The sequence below is a fragment of the Jannaschia maritima genome, from assembly GCF_030973515.1.
In the GTDB taxonomy this organism is placed as follows: Bacteria; Pseudomonadota; Alphaproteobacteria; order Rhodobacterales; family Rhodobacteraceae; genus Jannaschia; species Jannaschia maritima.
The window spans coordinates 71,752-94,834 of the sequence record NZ_JARGZA010000006.1; the positions used below are offsets into that span (position 1 = coordinate 71,752).

The following is a 23,083-nucleotide window of genomic DNA, read 5'->3' on the forward strand; positions in this document are numbered from 1 at the left end:
CCGATGGGGCGGACCCGGTCGCCTCGTCAGTTGCAGGGGGCGGGGCCGTTCTCGACGCCCTGGCACAGGGCCTCCTGCGTGATCCAGCCGGCGTCGACGACCACGTCCAGGTTGTCGCGCGTGATCGGCACGGGCTCCAGGAACTGGGCATGCAGCGTGGTGCCGCCGGGCGAGGTCCATTCCGACGCGCCCTCGATCTCGTCCAGCGCGGTGCCCCCGGCCAGCGCGACCGCGATCTCGCCGGCGCGCCGGCCCAGGTCGCGGGCGTCCTTCCACACGGACACGGTCTGCGCGCCCCGAGCGATGCGGTTCAGGGCGGCGGTGTCGCCGTCCTGGCCCGACAGCGGCGTGTCGGACATGCCCTGCGCGGCCAGCGCCGCGGCCACGCCCGACGCGGTCGAGTCGTTGGACGCCACGACGGCGTCGACCTCGTTGTCGTTGGCGGTCAGGATCTGTTCCATGTTGCGCTGCGCGTTCGCCGACAGCCACTGATCGGTATAGGCCTCGTCCAGGATGGTGACGTCACCGGCGTCGATGGCGTCCTGCAGCACCTCCTGCTGACCGCCGCGCAGGAAGTCGCTGTTCGGATCGGTGGGCGAGCCCTTGATCATGACGTAGTTGCCCTCGGGCGCGGCCTCCAGCACGGCACGGGCCTGCATGCGCCCGACCTCCACGTTGTCGAAGGTCAGGTAGAAGGCATAGGGATCGTCGATCAGGCGGTCGTAGCCGACCACGGGGATGCCCTCGTCGCGGGCCTGGGTGATCGCGGGGCCGATGGCCTGGCTGTCCTGCGCCAGGATGATCAGCGCGTCCGCGCCCTGCGCGATCAAGCTCTCGATGTCGGACAGCTGCTTGGAGGACGACGACTGCGCGTCCGCCGAGATGTAGGTCGCGCCCGCGGCCTCCAGCGCTTCGCGGATGGCGGCCTCGTCGGACTTCCAGCGCTCCTCCTGGAAGTTGGACCAGCTCACGCCGACCGTCTGGGCATGGCTGTCCGTCGCGGCCATGCCCGCGAACGTCACGGAGGCGGCAGCCGCCGCCGTCAGGAACTTCTTCATCTGTATCCTCCCTAGGGATGCCCGGCCCCTCATGCGGTCGGGGGCTTCGGATGGGCCGAACAGCAGCACGGTTCCGCGCGCATGTCAAAACCGCTTTCAGAATTCCTTTGACGTCGCCCGCACCGTCGCCATGACTGCCGATGCCGCGAAGGGGGACAGGGGACATGGGACACGCATCGAGGGCCTGGACGCTCCGCCTCGCCGTGGCCGTCGCGGCCTTGCCCGCCGCCGCCGACATCGCGTTCGAGCGGATCGCGGTCCCCCCACACGTCTATGCCGGCGGGTGGGAGCATTTCGTGGGCGGCGGCGTCGCGGTGTTCGACTGCGACGGCGATTCGCTGCCCGAGGTCGCGGCGGCGGGCGGGACGAACCCGGTCGCGTTCCTGCGCAACCGCGGGGCCATGGCGTTCGAGGCGGGCGCGTTCCCGACGGTCACGGGCGCGACCGGCCTCTACCCGCTGGACATCGACGGCGACGGGGCACTGGATCTGGTCGTGCTGCGGGTGGGGCCGAACCTGTTCCTACGCGGCGACGGGGCGTGCGGCTTCGCGCCCCACGACTTCGGCGGCCTGCCCGACGGGGGCGACGCCTGGACCACCGCCTTCTCGGCCGCATGGCTGGGCGGGGACCGGCCGACCCTGGCCTTCGGGACCTACGTCGACCGGGCCGACCCGGAGGGGCCGTTCGGCACCTGCGACGCGAACCTGCTGGTCCGTCCCGACGGCACGGGCTGGCGGGCCACCCGGTTGGAGCCGGGCTTCTGCGCGCTGTCGGCGCTGTTCTCAGACGAGGATCGCGACGGCGCGCCTACGCTGCGGCTGTCGAACGACCGGCATTACTACGTCCGGGGCGGGGCCGAGCAGATCTACGACCCCGCGCTGGGGCGCTTCCTCGGGCCGGGGGACGGCTTCGACGCGCCGTCGATCTGGGGCATGGGCATCGCCAGCCGCGACGTGACGGGCGACGGACGGCCCGACCTGGCGCTGACGTCGATGGGGGACCAGCTGGTGATGCTGTCCACGCCCGAGGGCCACGAACCGGCCCCCTTCGCCCTGGGCACGGCGGCGCAGCGGCCCCACACGGGGGACGACGGACGGCCCAGCACGGGCTGGCACGCGGCTTGGGGGGACGTGGACCGCGACGGCGACGCGGACCTGTTCATCGCCAAGGGCAACGTCGATCAGATGCCCGGCATGGCGATGGCCGATCCCAACAACCTGCTGCGCAACGACGGCGGCGTGTTCGTGGAGGTCGCGGCCCGCGCCGGCATCGCCACGACCGACCGGTCCCGCGGCGCGGCGCTGGCGGATCTGGACGGGGACGGACGACTGGATCTGGTCGTCGTGAACCGCCGCGCCCCGTGGGAGGTCTGGCGCAACGTCACGCCGGGCGGCGCGTCCCTGTCCGTCGACCTGCGCGGGGGGGACGGCAACACCCGTGCCGTGGGCGCCTGGGTGGAGGTGCGGACGGATGCGGGTGTGCAGGTGCAGGAGATGACGGTCGGCGGCGGCCATGCCGGAGGCGTCGCGGGACCACTGCATTTCGGGTTGGGCGCCGCCATTGCGGCGGACCTGCGCGTCCGGTGGCCGGACGGGACCCTAGGGGCTTGGCGGACCGTGGAACCGGGCCGCGTGCGGATCGAACGCTAGCCGGCGTCGGGGCGGGCCTGGGGAAGGCGCTGCGCTTCCCGCAGGCCATAGAGGCGCAGGCGGCGTCGCGCCCGGGGATCGATCAGGACGTCCGCGGCGATGTCGAAGTACTCGTCCCGGATCCGGGCCCGCGTCCCGAGCGGCTGCTTGTTGAAGGCGCGCAACGCCAGGAACAACCCGATATACCCTTCCTCCACGGACATGGATGTTCCCTCGCTCTGACGTTCACCCCTGTCCGTTGTGATTGACGGACTTCCACCGGGGAAGGGGTAGGTCCCCGCACTGCGACATCATGGCAACTCCACCAGCAGGCCCGATGGCACCGTGGCGGGGATTCCCAACCGCCCCCGGAGGGCGTCGGCGTCCTCCAACGTGGCGAGGAAGGCCATCAGGGCCGATACCTCGCCGTCGGTCAGGACGCGGTCCGGTCCCTCGACCGCCGCCACTATGGCGGTCCGGGCGGCGGGGTCGTCGGCGATGCGCCAATCGGCCACCGGCAGGTCGGGCAGGGCCGCGTCCCGGGGCCAGGCTGCGCCGGCCCGACGGGGCGCGGCGTGATCGCGCAGGAACGCCGCCAGGTCGGCATGACCCCCCGCGTGACCCCATGGGCCGGTCCGGGTCACGTTGCGCAGGCTGGGGGTGCGGAACGCGTAGGCATCCGCAGGATCGCCCGTGACGCGCATCCGGCCGTCGTCGCGAGCGTGGTCCTCGAACCGGGCGGCCTTGCCCGGCCCCAGCTGCGGGGCGCCGGTCGCGTGGAAGCCGTGATCGGTCTGGAACGGGCCGGCATGGCAGGCGGCGCATCCCGCCGCGCCATGGAACAGCTCGACCCCGGCCAGGGCGTCCGGGGGCAGCGTCCCCTCGCCCCGCAGCCAGGCGTCGAAGGGCGACGTGTCGGACCGCCATTCGTGTTCCACGAACTGCGCGATCGCATCGGATATGTCGGTGAAGTCCAGCACGTCGTCACCAGGGAACGCGGCGCGCCACAGCGCACGGTATTCCGGGATGCCGCGCACCCGTTCGGCCAGCAGGTCCCAGGCCCCGCCGGGCCCGGTGATGACGCCCCGACGCACGGCGACGCTGACCTCGTTCTCGCCGTAATGGCCCGCCATCTCGTCGGCGGACAGGACGGGGAACATGGTCTGCGCCGACAGGAGCGTGTCGAACCCCTCCACCATCTCGGGGCCCATGGGGGTGCGCAGGCCGTCCGCCGCCGCCTCGATCCGACCGTCGTGGAACAGAACGGTGAATTCTTGCGCGCCCAGGTTCCACAGAGCGGGGGCGTTACGGGGGATGCGCTGCTCGGGCGGGTTCGCGGGATCCGCCACGCGGTCGAGGCCCAGCCCCACGCCCCCATCGCCCAGGCCCAGCGCGAGACCGTCGCCCGTGCCGAAGCGGGGGTGGTGGCAGGTCCCGCAGGACAGGGTGCGATTGCCCGACAGGATCGGATCCCAGAACAGCAGCCGCCCCCATTCGACGACCGCGGGGTCCGTCGCGCGGTAGTCGGCGTCCGTAACGGGGGCGGGGATGTCCATCGCCGCCACGGGGCCGGCCAGGATCGCGGAAAGGAGCAGGACGCGCATGGCGGCCGTTGCACCATGTGGGCGGTCCGACGTCCAGGGGATGCGGGGCCGGTGCGACCACTGGCGTTCCGCACCCGTCGCGCTTATGTGGCGGCCGACTCCCCACCGATTCGCATTCCCCGACCGAAAGGCCGCCCCATGGACCTTCGCAACATCGCCATCATCGCGCATGTGGACCACGGCAAGACCACCCTGGTGGACGAGCTCCTGAAGCAGTCCGGCACCTACCGCGAGAACGAGGCCACGACCGAACGGGCGATGGACAGCAACGACCTGGAGCGGGAGCGCGGCATCACGATCCTGGCCAAGGCCACGTCGGTCGAATGGAAGGGCACGCGCGTCAACATCGTGGACACCCCCGGCCACGCCGATTTCGGGGGCGAGGTCGAGCGCATCCTCAGCATGGTGGACGGCGTGGTGCTGCTGGTCGATGCGGCCGAAGGCCCGATGCCGCAGACGAAGTTCGTCACCTCCAAGGCGTTGGCGCTGGGGTTGCGGCCCATCGTCGTGCTGAACAAGGTCGACAAGCCCGACGCCGAGCCCGACCGCGCACTGGACGAGGTGTTCGACCTGTTCGCCAACCTGGGCGCCACGGACGAGCAGCTGGACTTCCCCGCGCTCTATGCCTCCGGCCGGTCGGGCTGGGCGGACGTGGAGCTGGACGGCCCGCGCGAGGATCTGTCCGCGCTGTTCGACCTGATCGTCGCCCACGTCCCCGAGCCCCGGCAGATCGCCGACCGGGGCAAGCCGTTCCGGATGCTGGCCACCACGCTGGGCGCGGACCCGTTCATCGGGCGCATCCTGACGGGTCGCGTCGAGTCCGGCACGCTGAAGGCCGGTCAGACGGTCCAGGCCCTGTCGCGCGAGGGCGGACGCATCGAGCAGTTCCGCGCCACCAAGATCCTGGCGTTCCGCGGCCTGTCGCAGCAGCCCATCGAAGTGGCGGAGGCGGGCGACATCGTCACCATCGCGGGCATGTCGAAGGCCACCGTGGCCGACACGCTGTGCGACACGTCCATCGACGTGCCGCTGCCCGCGCAGCCCATCGACCCGCCGACCATCACGGTGACCTTCGGCATCAACGACAGCCCGCTCGCCGGGCGCGACGGCAAGAAGGTGCAGTCCCGCGTCATCCGCGAGCGCCTGATGCGCGAGGCGGAGGTGAACGTCGCGATCAAGGTCAGCGACACGCCCGGCGGGGAAGCATTCGAGGTCGCGGGCCGGGGCGAATTGCAGATGGGCGTGTTGATCGAGAACATGCGCCGCGAAGGGTTCGAGCTGTCGATCAGCCGCCCGCAGGTCCTGTTCCGAGACGTCGACGGTCAGCAGATGGAGCCGATCGAGGAAGTCACCATCGACGTGGACGACGAATATTCCGGCGCCGTGATCGAGAAGATCACCGGGGCGCGCCGGGGCGAGATGACGGAGATGAAGCCCGCGGGCGCCGGCAAGACGCGCATCGTGGCGCACGTGCCCAGCCGTGGGCTGATCGGCTATCACGGCGAGTTCCTGACCGACACGCGCGGCACGGGCGTCCTGAACCGGGTGTTCCACGAATGGGCGCCCTACAAGGGCCCGATCCCGGGACGGCGGCAGGGCGTCCTGATCTCGATGGAGGACGGCGTCAGCGTGGCTTATGCGATCTTCAACCTGGAAGACCGCGGCCGCTTCTTCATCGGCGCGCAGGAGCAGGTCTATCAGGGCATGATCATCGGCGAGCACAGCCGGGACAACGACCTTGAGGTTAATCCACTGAAGGGAAAGAAGCTGACCAACGTGCGCGCCAGCGGCACCGACGAGGCGGTGCGCCTGACCACCCCCGTGCGGATGTCGCTGGAGGAGGCCATCGCGTATATCGACAACGACGAGCTGGTGGAGGTGACCCCCAACGCCATCCGCCTGCGCAAGCGGTTCCTCGATCCCCACGAGCGCAAGCGCCAGGCCCGCGCGGCGGGCTGACGCGCGAAGGCCCCTGGCACGCGCCGGGGGCCCGCGAGCCGCGGGACGGCGTCAGAAGAGCACCGGTTCCTCCGCGACGGAGAACGCGCCCATGTCGGTGACACCCTCCACGTCGCGGACGTCCCCGGCCTGATCCGAGGTCACGGCGAAGGCCGGTCCGGCATCCGCCACGGCATAGTGATGGCCGTTCCCCGCGGGGTCCTCACCGCCCACGGGTTCGCGGAAGACGAAGCCGTCCGGCTCGTCCGGCGAACCGGGTTGGGTGGTCTGGTCCAGCTTCGCGAAGATGTCGCCGTCGATCACGACGTCCGGCGTGTACGCGTCCTCGGGCGAGGTGGGCTGCGTCGTCTCGTCGTGGTCGTCGATGTCGTTCTCGTCCAGGACGATGCCAGGCCCGTACTCGTCGTCGGGCGAGGCCGGCATGGTGGTGGACTCGTCCTTCTCCTCCTTCTCCTTCTCGGCCAGCTCCGCGAACTCTTCGCGCGTCAGCCCGCCGCCACTGTCGTCGTTGGGGTCGCGGGGCGTCGTGGTCGCGGCCTCGCCCTCGTCGCCGGTGCCCTCGCCCTGGCCTTCGTCCTGGCCTTCCCCCTTGTCCGAGTTGTCGGCGACCTCCGTGTCCCCCTCGGCCTCGTCGTCGGAGTCGTCGGTCCCGCTCGATCCGCCATCGGTGTCATCGGTGTCGTCGTCACCATCGTTCGACGCCGTCGCGGTGTTGCCTTCCTCCGTATCGTCATCGCCTTCGTCGTTCTGTGAGAAGTTGACGCGCTCGTCGATGTCGTTGCTCGTCTCGTCCCACTTGTCCTTCACGTGCATCAGACCCCCGATCGCCGCGCCGACGCCGGCGCCGATCAGGCCGCCCACCGCCGTGCCGACGGCCGGCACGACGACGGTCCCGCCGACCGCGCCGGTGACGCCGCCCGCGGCCACACCCAGGCCGACCTTCTCCGTGAAACCGTCCCAGAAGCCACCATCCATCAACTGGCCCTGCTTGCCGCCGATCAGGCCGCCCGGATCGGGTTGGCCGGGAATGCCGGTGCCCGCGCCCAGCATCTCGGCCAGCCCGGCGGCGTCGGTCCGGGTGAATCCTTCGGGTCCGGCGGCGGCGTCGAACCCGTCGGGCATGCCGCCCTTTCCGTGGAGGTCCGCTAAGCTGGGACCGAAGCGTTCCAGCGCGTCGGCCGCGTCGAGATACGCCCCCGCGTCGGTCCCGAGCGCATCGAGAAGCGCGCCCAGACCGGAGGCACCCTCCTTCGCCGCATCGGCCATGCGTTCCAGCACGGCGGGGTCGAGAACGATGGCCACGTCGTCGTCCTCCAGGGTGGCGACGATCGAGAAGCTGTCGGTGGACTTGATCAGATACTGGGTCATGGTTCCGTCTCACATCGGGGGTGCCGTCGACGCGGCGTGCCTGTCGATGTGCAAGGATGCCGTGTGGCGGCGTAGTGGGGGAAACCCTACCTTCGGGCGGAACCGGGGTAGGGAAATCCACCGTTTCGGCGCGTGGCGCCCTCGTCAGCCAGCACCGGGGCGGTCGAACAGCGGAAGCGGAACGGCGGTCACGGCGGGTACCGCGCGCCGCCCCTGCCGCGCGTCGCACAGTTCCGCGACGACGCAACCGGCGCAGTCCGGCCCTCGCCAATGGCACACCTTCTGCCCGTGCCGCATGAATGCCTGGTGGTGGTCGTACACCGCCTGCGCGTCCCACGCGTCCGGCAGGAACCCTTCGAGGATCGCATGGCTGGGCCCGACGCCGACCTTCGGCCCGACCAGCCCCACCCGCTGGGCCACGCGGTGGTGGTGGCTGTCCACCGGCAGCGCCCGCCCCCGCAGGGTCGAGAACGACAGCACCGCGGCAGACGTCTTCGGCCCTACCCCGTCCATCGCTTCCAGCCAGGCGCGGGCCTCGTCGGCAGGCATCCCGCCCAGGAAGTCTAGCGACAGCCGGCCGGCCCGTTCCGTGATCGCACGCAGGGCGGCCTGGACCTTGGGCGCCTTGGCCTCGGGCCAGGTGGCGGGGGCGATGGAGGCCTGCACGTCGGCCACGGGGGCGTCGCGCACCTCCTCCCAGGTGGGGAACGCATCGCGCAGCGCCTGGAACGCCGCCTTCGCATCGCGGTTGCGCGTGCGATGGTTCAGCATGGTGCTGACCAGTTCCGACAAGGGGTCCAGCGACTGGAAGTAGGGAAACGGCGCGCCATAGGCGTCGCACAGGATTTCGTGCAGTGTCAGGGCCTTGCGGGCCAGGCAGGCATCTCCGTCGGACATGGGGTGCGAATCCCCATACCCCCGCATCGGTTCCACGCGTTGACACCGGGGGCCCGGGCGTCATGGTCCCGCTGGGCATCCAGGGAGGACACCGCCATGACCATCACACGCCGCCACGCCCTCGCCGCGATGGGCGCCACCGGGGTCGCGCTGGCCGCGCCGGCCCTCGCGCAGGGCACGAAGCTGCGCGTCGGCGCGCTGCGCTTCACCAGCCACAGCCCCAGCTTCGTGGCGCTCGAACGCGGCTACTTCGCCGATGCGGGACTGGACGTGGAGCTGGAGTTCTTCCAGGCCGCGCAGCCGATGGCCGTGGCCATAGCCAGCGGCGACGTCGATTATGCCATGACGGCCATGTCGGGCGGCCTGATCAGCCTGGCCGACAAGGGCGCGATCAAGGTCATCGGCGGCGGCCTGTCGGAGGAGGCGGGCATCGACGGCCAGAAGATCCTGGCCTCCGACGCGGCCTACCGGGACGGCGTGACCACGCCGGCCGGTCTGGCGGGCAAGCGGTTCGGCATGACCACCGCCGGGTCCAGCTTCCACTACATGGGGTCGAAGATAGCCGAAGCCGAAGGCATCGAGATGTCGTTCGTGCCGCTCCAGAAGGTGGGCGCGGTGATCGGCGCGCTGCGGTCGGACCAGATCGACGGCTGGTCCATCGTCCCCCACATCGCCAAGCCCATCGCCGGCACGGGCGAGGTCCACGTCATCGGGGACGTGTCCGACTACCTGCCGGACTATCAGGTCACGACCGTCTTCACCTCGACCGCAAACGCGGGCGACCGGGACCGGACCCAGGCGTTCCTCGACGCGTTCGGGCGCGGCGTGACCGATTACAACACCACGATGATCGACCGGGCGGGCGGCGACGAGGGCGTGGACGCGATGGTCGACCTGATCCACCGCTACGTCTATACCGACCGCGAGCGCGAGCGCGCGGCCCCGTCCATCATCGACGGCACCATGCGCATCAACGAGGGCGCGGCCCTGAACGTCGCGTCCCTGCAGGACCAGTTGTCGTGGTTCCAGTCCGAGGGCCTGGTGGACGCGGACATCGCGCTGGACGCCATCGTGGACGACAGCTTCGTGCGGACGGTGGGCTGACGCTTGATCCGTCATCGCCGGACCTGACCCGGCGATCCACCGATCGACGAGTGCGGACGTGGATCGTCGAGGCGAGCCCGACGACCACGTTCCCCGGACCCGAGACGCGACCCCAGGACGTCCCAGACCCATGGACCTGACCCTTCGATCCATCACCCACCGCTACGGCGACACGGAGGTCCTGCGGGACGTCACCATCGACGTTCCCTCCGGCCGGGTCGTGTGCATCGTGGGACCGTCGGGCTGCGGCAAGTCCACGCTGCTGCGCATCGCGGGCGGGCTGGAACGGGCCGGTGGCGGGCAGGTCCTGCAGCGCGGGCACCCGCCGGACGGCTGCCTGAACCCGCTCACCTACGTGTTCCAGGACTTCGCGCTGCTGCCCTGGCGCAGCGTGGCGGGCAACGTCGAACTGGTGCTGGAGGATCATCCCCTGTCCGCCGCCGAACGGCAGGCGACGGTGGCGGACGTGCTGGCCCGCACGCGCCTGGACGGGTTCCGCGACGCCCTGCCCCGGCAGCTGTCGGGCGGCATGAAGCAGCGCGTGGCCATCGCCCGCGCGCTGGCCGTGCGCCCCGCGGTGATGCTGATGGACGAGCCCCTGTCCGCGTTGGACGCGCAGACGCGCGAGCTGCTGATGGACGATCTGGTGGGCCTGTGGACTCGGCAGCCGTTCACCGCGCTCTACGTGACGCACAACCTGTCGGAGGCGGTGCGCCTGGGCCACCGCGTCGTCGTCCTGTCGCGGCGCCCCGGCCGCGTGCGCGAGGTGGTGGACCTGGACGTGCCCCTGCCCGATCGCCACGACGCGCATCCGGACCTGGTGCGCGCGCGCGACCACCTGTGGTCGGCCATCCGGGCGGAGGCCGCGGCGGCGGACGCGGAGCTTCAGGATGCCTGACGCCCGGGCCGTCCCCTTCCGCGGCGGCGGCTTCCGGCCGCGGGGCAACCGCTGGGCCGCGCTGATCCTGTTCGCGGCGATCCTGGTCCTGGTCGAATGGGGCCTGCGCGGCGGTTGGATCTCTCCGCTGACCCTGCCGCTGCCCTCGGCCGTGCTGGCGACCTTCGGCGAGCTGTGGCGCACCGGCGCGCTGGTGGACCACATGGTCCCGTCGCTGTCCCGACTGGCGGTGGGCGCGGTCCTCGGGGCGGGGCTGGGCATCGCGGTCGGCGTGGCCATCGGTCTGTTCGGGCTGGTCCGCGCGGGGCTGATCCCCTTGGTGGCCGCCATCTTCCCCATCCCCAAGATCGCGCTCCTGCCCCTGTTCGTGATCTGGTTCGGCATCGGCGAGGCGTCGAAATGGGCCTTGATCGCGTTCGGCACCTTCACCCCCACCGTGGTCGCGACCTACGGGGCGGTGGACAACGTGGATCGCGGCCTGATCCGCATGGGGCAGTCCTTCGGGCTGCGCTGGTGGTCGATCGTGTCGAAGATCGTCCTGCCCGGCGCGATGCCCGGCATCCTGTCGGGCCTGCGCGTCAGCCTGGCCATCGCGATCATCCTGCTCGTCGCCGCCGAGATGCTGGGCGCGGAGTACGGCATCGGGGCCTATATCCTGACCGCGGGCTCGCTCTACGACCTGGAACGGCTGTTCGCGGGGGTGACGATCCTGTCGATCCTGGGGGTGCTCGTGTCCGCCGTCATCGGTTGGCTGGAGAAGCGGGTCCTGCGCTGGCGGACGTGACGGCGGGACGGGGCCACCCTTCTACGATGCTGCGCTGCGGCGAAACGCTCTCCGATCCGGGGTGCGGCGGGGGTGCCGGTGCGACGAGTGTGGGTCCGAGCGGGGTGCGATGCAACCGGGGGCGATCCGCCAGCGGTGCAAGGCCCCGGGGCGGTCCTCCGGGCCGTGTCGGCGGGACGGAACGCGCCGCGGGAACCGATGCGGCGCGTGTCTGCGTCCCGTCTGCCTTCCGTCTGCTCCGCGTCGGACGGAATCCCGATTCGGGAGCCGGGATCGTGCGGCCGCACGCGGCGCTTCCCGACGCGTGCTAGAGGACGTGGACCGGCGTTCCGATCGGCACCCGTTCGTACAGATCCTCGATATGCGCGTTGACCATGCGGATGCATCCGTTCGACACGCTGCGCCCGATCGAGCGCGGCGAGGTCGTGCCGTGGATGCGGTAGTAGGTGTCGACCCCGTCCTGGTAGAGATACAGCGCCCGGCTGCCCAACGGGTTGTCCGGCCCGCCCGGTACGCCGCCCGCATACTGCGCATAGCGTTCGGGGTTGCGCGCGATCATGTCGGGCGTGGGGGTCCAGCTGGGCCACTCGGCCTTGCGCGCGACGTCGGCCACGCCCTGGAACTCCAACCCCGCGCGGCCCACGCCGACGCCGTAGCGCATCGCGGTTCCCCCCTCCTCCATCCAATACAGGAAGTGGGTCTGCGGGATCACCACGACCGTGCCAGGCGCATAGGCGTCGCGCACCGCGATCCGCGTGGGGCGCAGGTGGACGGGCACCGTATAGCCCAGCGCGGGCGTGGCGAGCGCGGCGGCGGACGCGGCGGACAGGAAGGCACGGCGGTTCATGGCGACGGGGATATAGGACCGGATTGCGGCGACGTCATGGCCCCGCCGGTCATTCCGTGACGACGTTCCAGTCGCGCAGCTCCCCCTGCGACAGGATGTAGATCTCGGCGGCCGGGGTCGCCAGGGCGGGCCCCATAATCCGCAGGTCTATGCCCATCTCCGTCAGGTGGTCGAGCACCTGCGCCTGGCCGCGCTGTATGTCCTCCACCGCCAGGAAGGCGGGCAGGATGGTGGATTCGCCGAAGCTGTGCTGATGCACGCCGATCCGCGCGTCGTCCCCCGCCGTCCGCCGGACGCCCCCGGCGAGGATGTAGGGGCAGGCCGACATGCAGACCGCGCCGTCGCGCACGATCGTCGCGATCCCCTCCGCCCGGACCGTGCGGCCGATCAGCAGCGCGTCGCTCACGCTGCCGCCGGGGCTGTCCAGGGTCACGAAGGCGGGATCGCCCTCCAGCAGGGCCGCCACGATCCGGTCGCCGTCGCCCGGCGCGATGTCGCCGCGCAGCGCCAGTCCGTCCGCGCCGTCCGCCTGCACGGGCTCCGCCGTCAGCCGGCGGGGCATGTCGGCGGGACCGGTGCGCGTGGGGACGTCCATGCGATAGCGGCGCGTCTGGTCCCCGGGCCGGGTCGGGCGATCCAGTTCGGGCGCGGCCGACGGGTTCAGGAGCCGCGGCAGCGTCGGCACCAGCTCGACCACGACCAGAAGGACCGCGATGGCGATCTGCGCGCCCAGCAGCCAGCGCAGGGTGCGCCGCTCGGGCGCGGGCGTGGGCCCGTCCGCGGCGCTCATTCGGCGGCGGGGCGGGGCTTGGACGGCAACGGCTCCGGCACGGCGGCGGGCGGCGGCGCGGCGGGCGCCGGAGGCGCGCGGCCCTCCACCTCGCGCAGGGCCTGCAACGCGGCGCGCAGCTCGCCCACGCTGAGGGTGTCGGCGGGGGCGGCGGGGGCGCGGCCCTGTCGGACGGCGGCCTGCGCCACGGCGACGATCAGCACCAGCACCGCGGGCAACAGGTCGATCGCGATGGCGCCCGCCCAGGACGGCACGAAGTTGCGCGCATACAGGATCACCGCGTCGGCGGTGGAGATGGGGGTATAGACGACCTCCGCCGGGGCCTCCAACGCCAGGACCTCGGCCGCGGCGGATTGCAGGGTCGCGGCGCGCTGCGCCAGGACGTCGAGCAGGCTGTCGATCGTCGCCCGCTGCGCGGCCTGCCCGCCCGCGTCCTGCGCGTCCAGGCGCGGCAGGACGACCGATTGCGCCAGGTCGCGCGCCGCCCGGTCCACCAGGGGCGCCACGGACAATTGGCGCAAGGTGGTGATGACGCCCGCCAAGCGCACCGCTTCCTCGGAGAACTCGACCGACCGCGCCTCCACCGGGCCGGGGGCCACGGTCAGGGCGCGCATCCGCGACAGGATGGCGTTGCCCTCGGCGAAGGCGGCCGCGACGGGGGCCTCCTGCGCGGCGATCAGCTGCTGGAGCGCGGCCAGCTCGTCGGACTTCTGCGTCAGCACGCGGAACACCGCGCCGCGACCGGCCAGGCCCGACAGGTTGCCGCCCGCCTCCTGCTCGGACAGATCCTCGAATCCCTGGCGCGCGCGGCCCACGTCGAGCGCCAGCGCCTGCCCCTGCAGCGTGTTCTCGTTCGCCCGTTCGAGCGCGGCCTGATAGTCCTGCACCGTGCGCGCCAGGTGCTGTTCGACCGCCGCGGACCCGGCCAGCGCGGCGGCGTTCAGCCAGGACGACATCGCCACGATGGCGAGCGAGCCCAGCACCATCGCGGCCACCAGGCCCAGGCGCGTGCCCGCGGAACGCATGGCGGGCAGCAGCCGCAGGAGGTAGGACCAGAACACGAAGATACCCGTGGACACGGCCGCCGAATAGGCCAGCGCCGCGAAGAGCGACAGCGCCCCCCCGTCGTCCAGGAGCCCCCGGACCCCCAGATAGGTGTAGATCCCCGACGCCACCGCCAGCACCCCCAGTGCCGCGGAGGTGAAGCTGTCCAGCCAGGCCAGATGGCCTTCGACCTCGCGCGCATGGCGTTGGCCCGTGATGCTCCGGTCGTCGGTCATGGCGCGTCTCCCGGGGGAAAGTTGGGGGGTGGCAGGGGGTTTGGCAAGGCGTCAGGCGCTGCGCCGCCCCCCCGACCAGGCGCCGCGGACCAGGGGCAGGCCGTCGTGGACGGACACCCGCACGAGATCCGCGCGCCGCCCCCGCGCCAGCGTCCCGCGATCCGGCAGCCCCACGGCGGCGGCGGGCGCGGCGGTCACGGTGCGGACCGCGCGGGGGAGGTCGTCCCAGACCGCGCCCAGCCGCCAGGCGGCCACGAGCAGCCCCGCGGGCACGTAGTCGGACGACAGGATGTCCAGGAGCCCCGCCCGCGCCAGGTCGAGGGCGGACACGTTGCCGGAATGGCTGACCCCCCGGATGACGTTGGGCGCGCCCATCATCACCGGGATGCCCGCGTCGCGGCAGGCCCGCGCCGCATCCAGGGTGGTGGGAAACTCCGCCAGGCGGACCCCGTGATCCGCGCTGACGGCCACCTGCGCGGGCGTCGTGTCGTCGTGGCTGGCCAGCACCGCGCCGCAGCGCCGGGCGAAGTCCACGGCGCCCCGTTCGTGGTCCGGGCCGATGCGGTCGCGCATCGCGCGCAGGCGGTCCACATGGGCCGCGAAGCCGCCGGGCATGTCGCGGTTCTTGCCTTCCCAATAGGCGCGCAGCTTGTCCAGGTCGCGGAACTGCCGCTGCCCTGGCGTGTGGTCCATCAGGCTGACCAGGCCCACCCGATCGCCGGGGCCGAACGCCGCCAGCTCGTCCAGCAGCGTTTCCGAACAGACCTCCGCGCGCAGGTGCAGGTGGTGGTCGATCCGCAGCGCGCCCGCGTCGCGCAGGGCGGCCAGCTGCGTCGCCAACGCGCGGGCATAGGCGCGGTAGGGGCGACCGTCGGTGCTGGAGCCGACGCGCATCGCGTCGAACACGGTGGTGATCCCGCAGCCCGCCAGCTCCCGGTCGTGGGCGGCCAGGGCCGCGGCGGCGGGCCAGTCCACGCCGGGGCGCGGCGCGACGTGGCGTTCCACGTTGTCGGTGTGAAGCTCCACCAGGCCGGGCAGCAGATGGTCGCCGCCGCAATCGACGGCGTCCGCGGGCACGGCGTCGCCTTCCGCGACCTCGACGATCGTGCCGTCCGCCCAGGCGATGCGGCCCGGGACCACGCGGTCGGGCAGGACCAGGCGGACGTTCGCCAGGTGCCCGGATGTGATGTCGTCCATGGTCCGCCGTCCCGTGCTGCTGCGGGGCGGGGTATCGCGGGTCGGGGTCGCGGCGTCCACCCACGGGGCGCCGCGACGGCGGGCGGGATCAGGCCAGGCGGCGGAGCCCCGCGACCGCGCCCAGCGCGCCCAGCAGCAGGATCCCGGCGGCGGGCAGCGGGATCGGGTTCAGGGGTGCGACGGTGGCGGACAGGACGGGGAAGCCGAAGCCCGTGTCCTCCTCCGCCCGGAAGGAGATGGTCGCGATGCCGCCGCCGGCATAGGCGGCCGCGTCCGTCCCGGTCACGGACCCGAAGGTGAAGGTATAGGTGTCCACGGTCGGGGTCCCGCCCGCGGGCGGCGCGATGTCCAGGGCGACGGCGACGACGTCCATGCTTTCCACGAAGGGATCGGGGCCGGACCCGGTGACCGACACGCCGCCGGTGCCGAACGCGAAGTCGTAGTCGACCACGATCGCGAGGTCCCCGTCCCGCTGGAAGTATTGCAGGAAGGACGGCGATCCCCCGACGGCGTCGTCCAGGAAGGCGTCGCCGCCCTGGACCTGATAGCTGGCCGCTCCGGCGGCGACGGGCATGGCCGCGATGGCGGCGGCGAGGATGGCGTTGCGCATGAATGTGTCCCTTCGGGTGGTTCGAACGAAGGGCGGCGCGGGATGCGCCGCCCGGTGGTGATGGCGTCAGGCGAGGCCGATCGGATCGGCGAAGACGATCGCGTCGATGTCAGTCACGCCCAGGAGGGTGACGCTGTCGCCGTCCTCCCCGTCCAGCGCGATGCGCAGCGACGATCCCAGGGCGCGCGCCGACGCGATCGTGGCGCCCCCCAGATCCAGGACGTCCTCGGCGGTGTCGAAGTCCATGATCCGCAGCCCGTCGCGCGACCCGTCGATGTCGGTGAACACGAACGTGTCCGCCCCGCCGCCGCCGAAGACGACGTCGATCCGCCCGCCCCCGCCGTCGATGATCTCGTCCGCGTCGGTGCCGTTCAGGCGGTCGAACCCGGCATCCCCGGCCAGGACGATGCGGTCGTCGTCGAGCGCCAGGCCCACGATCACCGGGTCGTGGTCCGATGACCGCAGCGGGCTGTCGCCGTCGAACAGGCCCTGATCCGTCGGGCGCAGCACCGGGCGCCCGAACGTCGCTTCCAGGTTGTAGTCGTGATAGACGGGCGTGTCGGAGTTGATCGTCCAGGTCGTGGCGCCTGTCACCTGTCCCGTCAGGGCCTCGTTGGCCAGGGCATAGTCCAGCGTCCCCACCTGCCCCGAGAAGCGATAGGAATAGACGTCCTCGCCCTCGAACGACCGGGCCAGGTCGGTGTAGCCCGCCCCTTCCAGCACCTGGATCGGCTCCTCGCGGGCATAGGCGTTCAGGTCGCCCAGGATCAGCACGTCGTCGTCGCCCGACCCGGTGGGATCGCCCGCCAGCCAGTCGGCCAGCTCGCGCGCGGCCTCCGCGCGGGTGGCGTTGCCGCGGCCCGCGCCGTCGCCCGCGTCCTCGTCCGCGGCGGCACCCGTGGCGGAGCCCTTCGACTTGAAGTGGTTGACCGATGCCACGAAGCTGCCGCCCGATCCCAGGTCGGTGAAGGTCTGCGCCAGGGCGGCGCGATTGAACGCGTCGCCGTTCGTGGTGGCGTCCCCCAGGGGATCGAGGAACGCGTCCGTGTCCAGCACGGCCGCGTCGCCCCTGAGCCCGGTGGTCGTGGTGTCGTAGATGAACGCCACCGCGATCGCGTCGCCGCCCACGAATTCCTGCCCCGGATCGACGAAGTTCCAGGTCCCGGCCCCCGCCTCCACGTTCAGGGCGTCCACGAGGGTCCGGATCGCGAAGCTGTCGCCGGCGAAGTCGTTCTCGATCTCGATCAGGCCGATGACGTCGGAGTCGAGCGCCAGGAGCGCTGTGACCAGCTTGTCCTGCTGGCGGGCCAGCTCCTCCGCCGATTCGGCCCCGCGGGGACCCGCGCCGATATCGGTCAGCATCCCGTCCGCGTCGAGCGTCGTGAAGTAGTTCAGGACGTTGAACGACGCGACCTTGTAGGCGCTGCCCACGGTCAAGGGCATGTCGGGCACCGGGTTGGTGTCCGCGTCCAAGGCGAACCCGGACGCGTCGGGCACGCGCAGGCGGAAGTCGCCGAAGCCGTAATCCACGATCGCGGTCAGGCCGGTCGTGGACTGCCCCATGCGCGGGGCCGTGGCGGGGTCGCCGATCGGGTCGCCGTCGGGTTCGGGGATGGGGTCGAGGTCACGGCGACGGCCATCCAGCCCATCCTCGATCAGGATGGTGCGGTCCGCGACCTCCGCCTGATAGGCCGCGTTCGCCGCCGCGTCGGGCGCGTTGCGCTGCGAGAACTGATAAACGATCCCGTCCGTCGACAGGGTCGCGGTGTTGAACTGCTCGTAGTCGAACGACTCGCTGAAGGTCAGCGATTCCGTCACCGTGACCAGCATCGATTCGAACGCTTCGCGGTCGGCGACGCCGGGCAGCGCCGTTTCCACGGCCAGCGACAGGGGATCGACGGCGGGCGCATCGGTCACGCGGATCTCCGCGGCCTCCAGCACGGTCCGGCCGAACACCTCGCGCACGGTGCCCAGCACGCGCACGGTCTGACCTTCGGCCACGTCCGTCAGGGCGCCGTCCGGATCCTCGACGAACAGCCCTTCCGAGGTCGCGGCGTCGCCGTCGCGGTCGGCCGCCTCCTCCATCACGAAGAAGCCGCCCAGGTCGCGCAGGGGATCGCCGTCGCCGTCCTGGAAGTCGCCCGTGACGACCGCCTCCACCACCACGGTCCGGCCCACCAGCGCGGCCCTGTCCTCGGTGCCCTGGATGGCCGAGATCACCGTCGCCGCGTCATCGATGGTCACGTCGCCGCCGCCGCCGCCGGTGTCTCCGGTCCCGCCCGCGGTGGGCGTGTTCGTCGCGGGATCGTTGCCGAAGTCCAATTGCACGAAGTCGGACGCGGCATCGGTGTCGACCCCGTCCTCCGCCCGCCGCACGCCGGGCGGCAGGAAGCGGCCGTCCGGCCCGATCGCGGGCGCGCCGAAGAAGACCCGATCGGCGTCGGCCGCGTCCGAGAGCGCGGCGACGGCGTCCAGCACGACCTCCGCCCCGGTCACGCCGCCGTCCGACAGGCTGTCGGTGCGCACCAGCGCATAGGTCGCGGACCCGTTCTGCAGCTCGCCCGCCAGATCGCGGTCGGGCGTCACGCCGAAGGCGGCGACGGCCGTCTGGTTGGCGAGCAGGAAGAACCCGTTGTCCCCCAGCGCGTCGCCGTCCGCGAAGTCGTAGCGCAGGTTGAACGTGCCCAGGTTGCCGTTGTCCTCCCCTTCGACCGCCACGAAGCTCAGCCCCGCCAGCGACGTGCCGGGGGCGCCGAACAGCTCGACGTATTCGGCGTCGGGGCGGCCGGTCGTGTTGGCCAGGACCGCGTTGACGACCACGTCGGGCGCGGTGGGCGTTCCGCCGCCGCCGTTGCCGCCGGTACCCTCGTCGGCGGTGACGGTGATGTCGTCCAAGCCGAATTCGTCGCGCGCGCCGCCGCCATCCACGTCGTCGCCGGTCCACCGCAACGTGACCTGCGTGTCCGCGGCCAGATCCGGCAGCGACACGGCGACGGATTGCGTGACGATCGCGGGCGCCGCATCCGCCGCCAGCGGGCTGGTGAAGCTGTCCAAGGGCACGAACGCGCCGCCGCCGACCGACAGTTCCAGGTCGAAGGCGTTGGCGCGATCCTGGTCGTTCAGGACCAGACGGTCGAACGTCATCCGCACGCCCGTCGCCGCCATCCCGCCGGTGTCGAACGACAACGCGACGAACCCGGGGGTGAAATCGCTGCCGCCCGGCTGGATCCAGAGCGCGGTGTCGCCCCCGCCTTGCGTCAGGGCATAGACCCCGCCCGTGCGCTCGCCGCCATCGGTCGTGCCGCGCGACAGGTCGCTGTCGCTGCTGAAACCACCGAACGTCCAGGTGTCGGGGTCCAACTGCCCCGGTCCGGTCCCCAATCCCGATCCGGTGAAGTTGTCGAAATCGGCGGAGAAGAGGGTGCGGGGCATGGCGTGTCCTTCTGACGATGCGATCGAACGGTTGTTCTCAACCACTGCGAATCACCCATGGGGCGTCCACGACCCAGAAAGGTTAACGAACCCCCGACACGCAAGACCGGAGAGGGCGACGTCGCGTCAGTCCCATGCCGGATGGCGGGTTCGCGTTCGCGGGATGCACGATCGAGTGGCGGGCCCTGAAGGATTCGAACCCTCGACCTGCCGATTAGAAGTCGGCTGCTCTATCCAGCTGAGCTAAGGGCCCCCGCCCCGACCTGACGCGATCGCGCGGCCGGGTCAACGGTCGGCCGACGCGGGAAGGACCACCTCGATCGTGCCGGGGGCGGGTCGGGGCCGGAACGAGGCGTAGTCCCGCAGGGGCACGCCCAGCCGTTCGGCCAACCGCGCGGCCGCCGCCCGGTCGGCATCGTGGAACACCCGCACCTGCGGGGGCGGCCTGACGAGGCCGAGGGGGTCCCGCGTCACGGACCGGGCCCCGGCGGCGGTCAGTCCCCCTGCCAGAGACGGGGGCACGTCCAGGCCCGGCGGCACCAGCAGCGCGATCCGCAGCCCCGCGAAGGGCGGGCGGGGCGCCGGGGCCCGTTCGGTCGCCCGGATGGCGCCCGCGGTCGCGGCCCCGTCGCGCGGCGCGAAGGGTCGGGGGGTCGCGCTCGGGGCGACCGGCCCCACGGGCGCCGCCGCGTCGGGCGACGGGTCGCGTACGCGTGCCGCGACCCGGACCGCCGTTCCGATCGCGGGCGATGCCGGTCGGCGCGGCACGGTGGCGTCGAGGATCGGATCCGGCACGGCCGCCCCGAGGTCGGGAACCGGACGGGTCGCGGGCGACGGAATCGTCGACGGAACCGGCCGCGCGACGTCCACGCCGGCGTCAGGGAACGGCCCGACGGGCGCGGGAGGACCGATCGCCCACGCCGCGTCCACCGGTCGTGGCGCGGCCCCGATCGACGGCAGGGGCACGGGGGACTGCACCGCCATCCGCATCGTCGTGACGGCGGAAGGTCCGGGCATGTCGGAGGGCGGGACGATCCGGCCCCGCCCGTCGCCATCGGACCCGTCCTCCGGCCGCGCGCCGGACGCGACCAACCGGACCGCGTCGGACAGGACGCCGCCCGCCCAGACCCCGTCCGGTTCGGTCGGACGGGACGTGACCGCGACCGGCACGGGCGGTTCGGTCGATCCCGCGCGCGGATCCTGCCGCTGCGGCAGGACGAGGACGAGCGCCCCGATCAGGACCAGCGCCGCCCCGAACCCGGCGACCGCGCCGAGGACGGCGCGCGCCGGTCCCGTCCGGCGCGACCGCGTCCGCGGCATCGGATCGTTCCCCTCCGCTTCCGCCGGATCGCCTGGATGCGGTGCCGCGGTCGCCGGGCCGGAGGGGGCATCCGGCCCGACACGGGCGGCGTCCCGCCGGGCCAGGACCGCCGCGCGGGCCGCGCGGGCGGCCTCCAGCTTCCGTTCCCATTCGGGCGAGCCGATCATCGCCGCGACCGCAGCCCGCTCGTCCCGCGGGGGCGCGGCGTCGCCGGACCGTTTCGCGGCGGCGAGGGGGACGACCTTGCTCATCCCGGGTCGTCCGCGGCGCGGGGGCCGCCCCGGAGGACCACGACGACGTCCGCCGCCGCATCGGCGGACGTTTTCACGTCGTCTGGGGCCAGGACCGGGATCGACAGGCTGAGGTCGCGGGCCAGAGCCAGCGCCGCTGGATCGGCCGCGACGATGCTGCTGCGACCCGGAAGCGCCGCGCTGTCGCGGATCCGCACGTCGGAGCCGACCACTCGCAGGGCCGCCTCGAGTTCGCCCGCCAGACGGGAGGCTGCCGCGTCGCCCGGCGACGACAGGATCAGGACGTCGGGCCGCGCCCGCGGCGGCGTGCCGACGTCGAGCCATTCACCGAACGGCTGACCCGACCGGGCGATCCGCCAGCGCCGGATGGGGCTCCCCCCGGGCGGGACGGCGACGGCGGAGGCCCGCGTCTCGATCTCCACGACGTCCCCGTCGGAACGGGCGACCTCTACGGCGAAGGGCCGATCCTCCGGATCCTCCGCCGCGGTCCAGGCCAGGACCACCGTGCCGTCCGCTCCGACATAGACCTCGTCCGGTCGCGGGCGTTCCCCCGATCCGGTGCCGCCGAACGTGGCCGGCAGCGCACGGCCCAGTTCGGCGGCGCGCGGCAGTTCGGCCGCCGCCTGCGCGAACCAGGCCCGCGCGATCTGCGCGTTGCGCGGCACCCCTTCGCCCCCGCCGTGGATCTGCCCCAGCGCGAAGGCGGAGCGCGCGTGACCCAGCGCGGCGGCGCGCGCGAACCACAAAGCGGCGTCGGCGTCGCGCCCGCTTTGATCCAGTATCGCGGCGGCGTTCGCCATGGCCGCGCGGGACCCGGCCCAGGCCGCGCGGCGGTACCAGCGCAAGGCGGCCTCGGGGTCGCGCGCGACGCCGCGCCCGAAGTCGAACCGCAGGCCGATCTCCAACGCCGCATCCGCCGCGCCCTCCGCCGCGGACGCCCTGAGGGCCGCCATGTCCTGCGCCGGGGCCGGACCCGCGCCGAGGGCCAGGAGGAGCGCCGGGACGAGGAGCCGGATCAGCGCCACCGGATCTGCGCGACCCGGTTCTCCCGCTCGGATTCCTCGTCCCCGGTATCGACCACGAGGTCGCCGTTCCCGCGCGCCACCAGTTGCAGCTGCAGCGGGTCCAGCCCCCGCGCGATCAGACCGTCGACGACCGATTGCGCGCGCGCCGTGGACAGGCGGAGGTTCAAATCCGGCGCGCCGACCGTGTCGGCCACGCCCGCCACCTCGACCCGGACGAACGCGCCGTCGCGGAACGTCCGCACGACGGTGTCCAGCTTGGCCGCCTCCTCCGCCGGGATGCGGGCGCTGCCGCTTTCGAAGTAGACGGCCAGCGGCCCCTGCCAGTCGAAGGTCGCGGCCATGTCCGACCCGCCCGCTGCGGCGTCCTGCGCCCGGACCGAGGTGGTCGTCACGGGCTGGAGGCAGAAGACCGCCGCGGCGGCGACGATGGTGGTGATGCGGAACATGATGGGACCCCCGTGTTCGATCGTGACGCCGGCGGTCGGGCGTGGACCCGAGGGACCGGTCGTCGGTATCAATACGGCACGCCTAGCCCAAAAGTTTCACCGATTCCACGGACGACCCCGGCTCCGATCGCCCGTCGCAGGGGGCGGACGGGCGGGCGGAGGCGCGGATGCGGCGGGATCAGTGCGTCCACGACCCGCGGCGATCCGTGGCGAAGTTCTCGCCATAGCCGCCGGCCCGCAGGTTCGCGCGGCGCTTCTGGGGCCGCAGGACGACGTACTCAATGCCGCGGTCCTTCGCGTAGTCCTCCGCCTCGCGCTGGGATTCGAACTGCAGGCGCACCTGGGCCTGCGTGTCGCGCGACCCCGTCCAGCCAGTCAGGGGGTCGATCTCGCGCGGGGCGCTGGGCACGAACTCCAGCACCCAATCGCGCGTCTTGGCGGTGCCCGACGACATCGCGGTTCGGGCGGGCTTGAAGATCCGGGCGGGCATCGCGTCCTCCGAAGGGAATGGTCCACCCCGCCGGATAGCGGTCGCACCGCGAGGCTGACAAGGGGGACCGGAACGGCGGCGTGGCTGCCGGTCG

General features: G+C 72.4%; 20 protein-coding genes and 1 tRNA gene. 5 read left to right on the forward strand and 16 right to left on the reverse strand.

Features of this window, described 5'->3' with window-relative positions; all coding sequences use genetic code 11:
• Positions 1-26 precede the first annotated feature (26 nt).
• A complete protein-coding gene (gene xylF / locus P0084_RS07260; RefSeq protein WP_374213624.1) occupies positions 27-1,007 on the reverse strand; it encodes a D-xylose ABC transporter substrate-binding protein in 981 nt (326 codons plus the stop codon).
• A gap of 215 nt (positions 1,008-1,222) precedes the next feature.
• Here xylF and P0084_RS07265 point away from each other — a divergent pair, with 215 nt between their 5' ends.
• Positions 1,223-2,707 carry a CRTAC1 family protein gene (locus tag P0084_RS07265; RefSeq protein ID WP_308916158.1) on the forward strand — a complete coding sequence of 495 codons (1,485 nt, stop codon included), beginning with the start codon at positions 1,223-1,225 and terminating at the stop codon, positions 2,705-2,707.
• Here P0084_RS07265 and P0084_RS07270 read toward each other — a convergent pair.
• Together P0084_RS07270 and P0084_RS07275 are read right to left on the reverse strand one after the other, a co-directional pair.
• Complete coding sequence (locus tag P0084_RS07270) at positions 2,704-2,910, reverse strand: hypothetical protein (protein ID WP_308916159.1); 207 nt, start codon at positions 2,908-2,910, stop codon at positions 2,704-2,706. The two genes, P0084_RS07265 and P0084_RS07270, sit on opposite strands and share 4 nt — an antisense overlap.
• 87 nt (positions 2,911-2,997) lie before the next feature.
• Positions 2,998-4,290, reverse strand: a complete 1,293-nt coding sequence (locus P0084_RS07275; protein ID WP_308916160.1) for a cytochrome-c peroxidase — start codon at positions 4,288-4,290, stop codon at positions 2,998-3,000.
• 138 nt (positions 4,291-4,428) lie between these two features.
• Between P0084_RS07275 and typA the strand changes: the two genes are divergently transcribed.
• On the forward strand, positions 4,429-6,249 hold the full coding sequence (typA, locus tag P0084_RS07280; RefSeq protein WP_308916161.1) for a translational GTPase TypA: 1,821 nt from the start codon (positions 4,429-4,431) through the stop codon (positions 6,247-6,249).
• A 51-nt stretch (positions 6,250-6,300) separates the two neighbouring features.
• Here the strand turns inward: typA and P0084_RS07285 are convergent, their stop codons facing one another.
• Together P0084_RS07285 and P0084_RS07290 are read right to left on the reverse strand one after the other, a co-directional pair.
• On the reverse strand, positions 6,301-7,617 hold the full coding sequence (locus P0084_RS07285; protein ID WP_308916162.1) for a hypothetical protein: 1,317 nt from the start codon (positions 7,615-7,617) through the stop codon (positions 6,301-6,303).
• A gap of 144 nt (positions 7,618-7,761) precedes the next feature.
• Positions 7,762-8,514, reverse strand: coding sequence for an endonuclease III domain-containing protein (locus tag P0084_RS07290; RefSeq protein WP_308916163.1), 753 nt, complete (start codon positions 8,512-8,514; stop codon positions 7,762-7,764).
• A gap of 96 nt (positions 8,515-8,610) precedes the next feature.
• On the opposite strand from P0084_RS07290, the gene P0084_RS07295 reads away from it, so the two are divergent.
• The 3 genes from P0084_RS07295 to P0084_RS07305 all read left to right on the forward strand — a co-directional run bounded on the left by P0084_RS07295 (position 8,611) and on the right by P0084_RS07305 (position 11,300).
• Positions 8,611-9,618 carry an ABC transporter substrate-binding protein gene (locus tag P0084_RS07295; RefSeq protein ID WP_308916164.1) on the forward strand — a complete coding sequence of 336 codons (1,008 nt, stop codon included), beginning with the start codon at positions 8,611-8,613 and terminating at the stop codon, positions 9,616-9,618.
• Between the two features lie 130 nt (positions 9,619-9,748).
• Positions 9,749-10,516 carry an ABC transporter ATP-binding protein gene (locus P0084_RS07300; RefSeq protein WP_308916165.1) on the forward strand — a complete coding sequence of 256 codons (768 nt, stop codon included), beginning with the start codon at positions 9,749-9,751 and terminating at the stop codon, positions 10,514-10,516.
• Complete coding sequence (locus tag P0084_RS07305) at positions 10,509-11,300, forward strand: ABC transporter permease (RefSeq protein ID WP_308916166.1); 792 nt, start codon at positions 10,509-10,511, stop codon at positions 11,298-11,300. Before P0084_RS07300 ends, P0084_RS07305 begins: the two co-directional genes overlap by 8 nt.
• A gap of 307 nt (positions 11,301-11,607) precedes the next feature.
• Here P0084_RS07305 and P0084_RS07310 read toward each other — a convergent pair whose 3' ends face one another.
• The 11 genes from P0084_RS07310 to P0084_RS07360 form a co-directional block, all read right to left on the reverse strand.
• Entirely contained in the window at positions 11,608-12,147 is a 540-nt protein-coding gene (locus P0084_RS07310) for a L,D-transpeptidase (RefSeq protein ID WP_308916167.1), read from the reverse strand.
• Between the two features lie 49 nt (positions 12,148-12,196).
• Positions 12,197-12,937, reverse strand: a complete 741-nt coding sequence (locus tag P0084_RS07315; protein WP_308916168.1) for a COG3904 family protein — start codon at positions 12,935-12,937, stop codon at positions 12,197-12,199.
• Positions 12,934-14,217, reverse strand: a complete 1,284-nt coding sequence (locus P0084_RS07320; RefSeq protein ID WP_308916169.1) for a hypothetical protein — start codon at positions 14,215-14,217, stop codon at positions 12,934-12,936. The genes P0084_RS07315 and P0084_RS07320 overlap by 4 nt, the downstream gene beginning before the upstream one ends.
• A 51-nt stretch (positions 14,218-14,268) precedes the next feature.
• Positions 14,269-15,414 (reverse strand): alpha-D-ribose 1-methylphosphonate 5-triphosphate diphosphatase, encoded by a 1,146-nt coding sequence (locus tag P0084_RS07325; RefSeq protein ID WP_308916170.1) that lies wholly within the window; start codon positions 15,412-15,414, stop codon positions 14,269-14,271.
• Between the two features lie 88 nt (positions 15,415-15,502).
• Positions 15,503-16,024, reverse strand: coding sequence for a VPLPA-CTERM sorting domain-containing protein (locus P0084_RS07330; RefSeq protein ID WP_308916171.1), 522 nt, complete (start codon positions 16,022-16,024; stop codon positions 15,503-15,505).
• 66 nt (positions 16,025-16,090) lie between these two features.
• Positions 16,091-19,456 (reverse strand): ExeM/NucH family extracellular endonuclease, encoded by a 3,366-nt coding sequence (locus P0084_RS07335; RefSeq protein WP_308916172.1) that lies wholly within the window; start codon positions 19,454-19,456, stop codon positions 16,091-16,093.
• 176 nt (positions 19,457-19,632) lie between these two features.
• Positions 19,633-19,709: transfer RNA gene (locus P0084_RS07340), tRNA-Arg, on the reverse strand.
• A 32-nt stretch (positions 19,710-19,741) separates the two neighbouring features.
• Positions 19,742-21,028, reverse strand: a complete 1,287-nt coding sequence (locus P0084_RS07345; protein ID WP_308916173.1) for a hypothetical protein — start codon at positions 21,026-21,028, stop codon at positions 19,742-19,744.
• Entirely contained in the window at positions 21,025-22,053 is a 1,029-nt protein-coding gene (locus tag P0084_RS07350) for an SEL1-like repeat protein (RefSeq protein WP_308916174.1), read from the reverse strand. Before P0084_RS07350 ends, P0084_RS07345 begins: the two co-directional genes overlap by 4 nt.
• On the reverse strand, positions 22,044-22,499 hold the full coding sequence (locus tag P0084_RS07355; protein ID WP_308916175.1) for an OmpA family protein: 456 nt from the start codon (positions 22,497-22,499) through the stop codon (positions 22,044-22,046). The genes P0084_RS07350 and P0084_RS07355 overlap by 10 nt, the downstream gene beginning before the upstream one ends.
• A 178-nt stretch (positions 22,500-22,677) precedes the next feature.
• Positions 22,678-22,989, reverse strand: coding sequence for an ETC complex I subunit (locus tag P0084_RS07360; RefSeq protein ID WP_308916176.1), 312 nt, complete (start codon positions 22,987-22,989; stop codon positions 22,678-22,680).
• Positions 22,990-23,083: the final 94 nt, after the last annotated feature.

Coding starts and splice junctions, on each gene's coding strand:
- typA (WP_308916161.1), top strand. CDS start 4,429: ATGGACCTTCGCAACATCGCCATCATCGCGCATGTGGACCACGGCAAG.
- P0084_RS07290 (WP_308916163.1), bottom strand. CDS start 8,514: ATGTCCGACGGAGATGCCTGCCTGGCCCGCAAGGCCCTGACACTGCAC.
- P0084_RS07325 (WP_308916170.1), bottom strand. CDS start 15,414: ATGGACGACATCACATCCGGGCACCTGGCGAACGTCCGCCTGGTCCTG.
- P0084_RS07310 (WP_308916167.1), bottom strand. CDS start 12,147: ATGAACCGCCGTGCCTTCCTGTCCGCCGCGTCCGCCGCCGCGCTCGCC.
- P0084_RS07275 (WP_308916160.1), bottom strand. CDS start 4,290: ATGCGCGTCCTGCTCCTTTCCGCGATCCTGGCCGGCCCCGTGGCGGCG.
- P0084_RS07265 (WP_308916158.1), top strand. CDS start 1,223: ATGGGACACGCATCGAGGGCCTGGACGCTCCGCCTCGCCGTGGCCGTC.
- xylF (WP_374213624.1), bottom strand. CDS start 1,007: ATGGCCGCGACGGACAGCCATGCCCAGACGGTCGGCGTGAGCTGGTCC.
- P0084_RS07330 (WP_308916171.1), bottom strand. CDS start 16,024: ATGCGCAACGCCATCCTCGCCGCCGCCATCGCGGCCATGCCCGTCGCC.
- P0084_RS07300 (WP_308916165.1), top strand. CDS start 9,749: ATGGACCTGACCCTTCGATCCATCACCCACCGCTACGGCGACACGGAG.
- P0084_RS07315 (WP_308916168.1), bottom strand. CDS start 12,937: ATGAGCGCCGCGGACGGGCCCACGCCCGCGCCCGAGCGGCGCACCCTG.
- P0084_RS07335 (WP_308916172.1), bottom strand. CDS start 19,456: ATGCCCCGCACCCTCTTCTCCGCCGATTTCGACAACTTCACCGGATCG.
- P0084_RS07305 (WP_308916166.1), top strand. CDS start 10,509: ATGCCTGACGCCCGGGCCGTCCCCTTCCGCGGCGGCGGCTTCCGGCCG.
- P0084_RS07355 (WP_308916175.1), bottom strand. CDS start 22,499: ATGTTCCGCATCACCACCATCGTCGCCGCCGCGGCGGTCTTCTGCCTC.
- P0084_RS07345 (WP_308916173.1), bottom strand. CDS start 21,028: ATGAGCAAGGTCGTCCCCCTCGCCGCCGCGAAACGGTCCGGCGACGCC.
- P0084_RS07320 (WP_308916169.1), bottom strand. CDS start 14,217: ATGACCGACGACCGGAGCATCACGGGCCAACGCCATGCGCGCGAGGTC.
- P0084_RS07285 (WP_308916162.1), bottom strand. CDS start 7,617: ATGACCCAGTATCTGATCAAGTCCACCGACAGCTTCTCGATCGTCGCC.
- P0084_RS07270 (WP_308916159.1), bottom strand. CDS start 2,910: ATGTCCGTGGAGGAAGGGTATATCGGGTTGTTCCTGGCGTTGCGCGCC.
- P0084_RS07295 (WP_308916164.1), top strand. CDS start 8,611: ATGACCATCACACGCCGCCACGCCCTCGCCGCGATGGGCGCCACCGGG.
- P0084_RS07360 (WP_308916176.1), bottom strand. CDS start 22,989: ATGCCCGCCCGGATCTTCAAGCCCGCCCGAACCGCGATGTCGTCGGGC.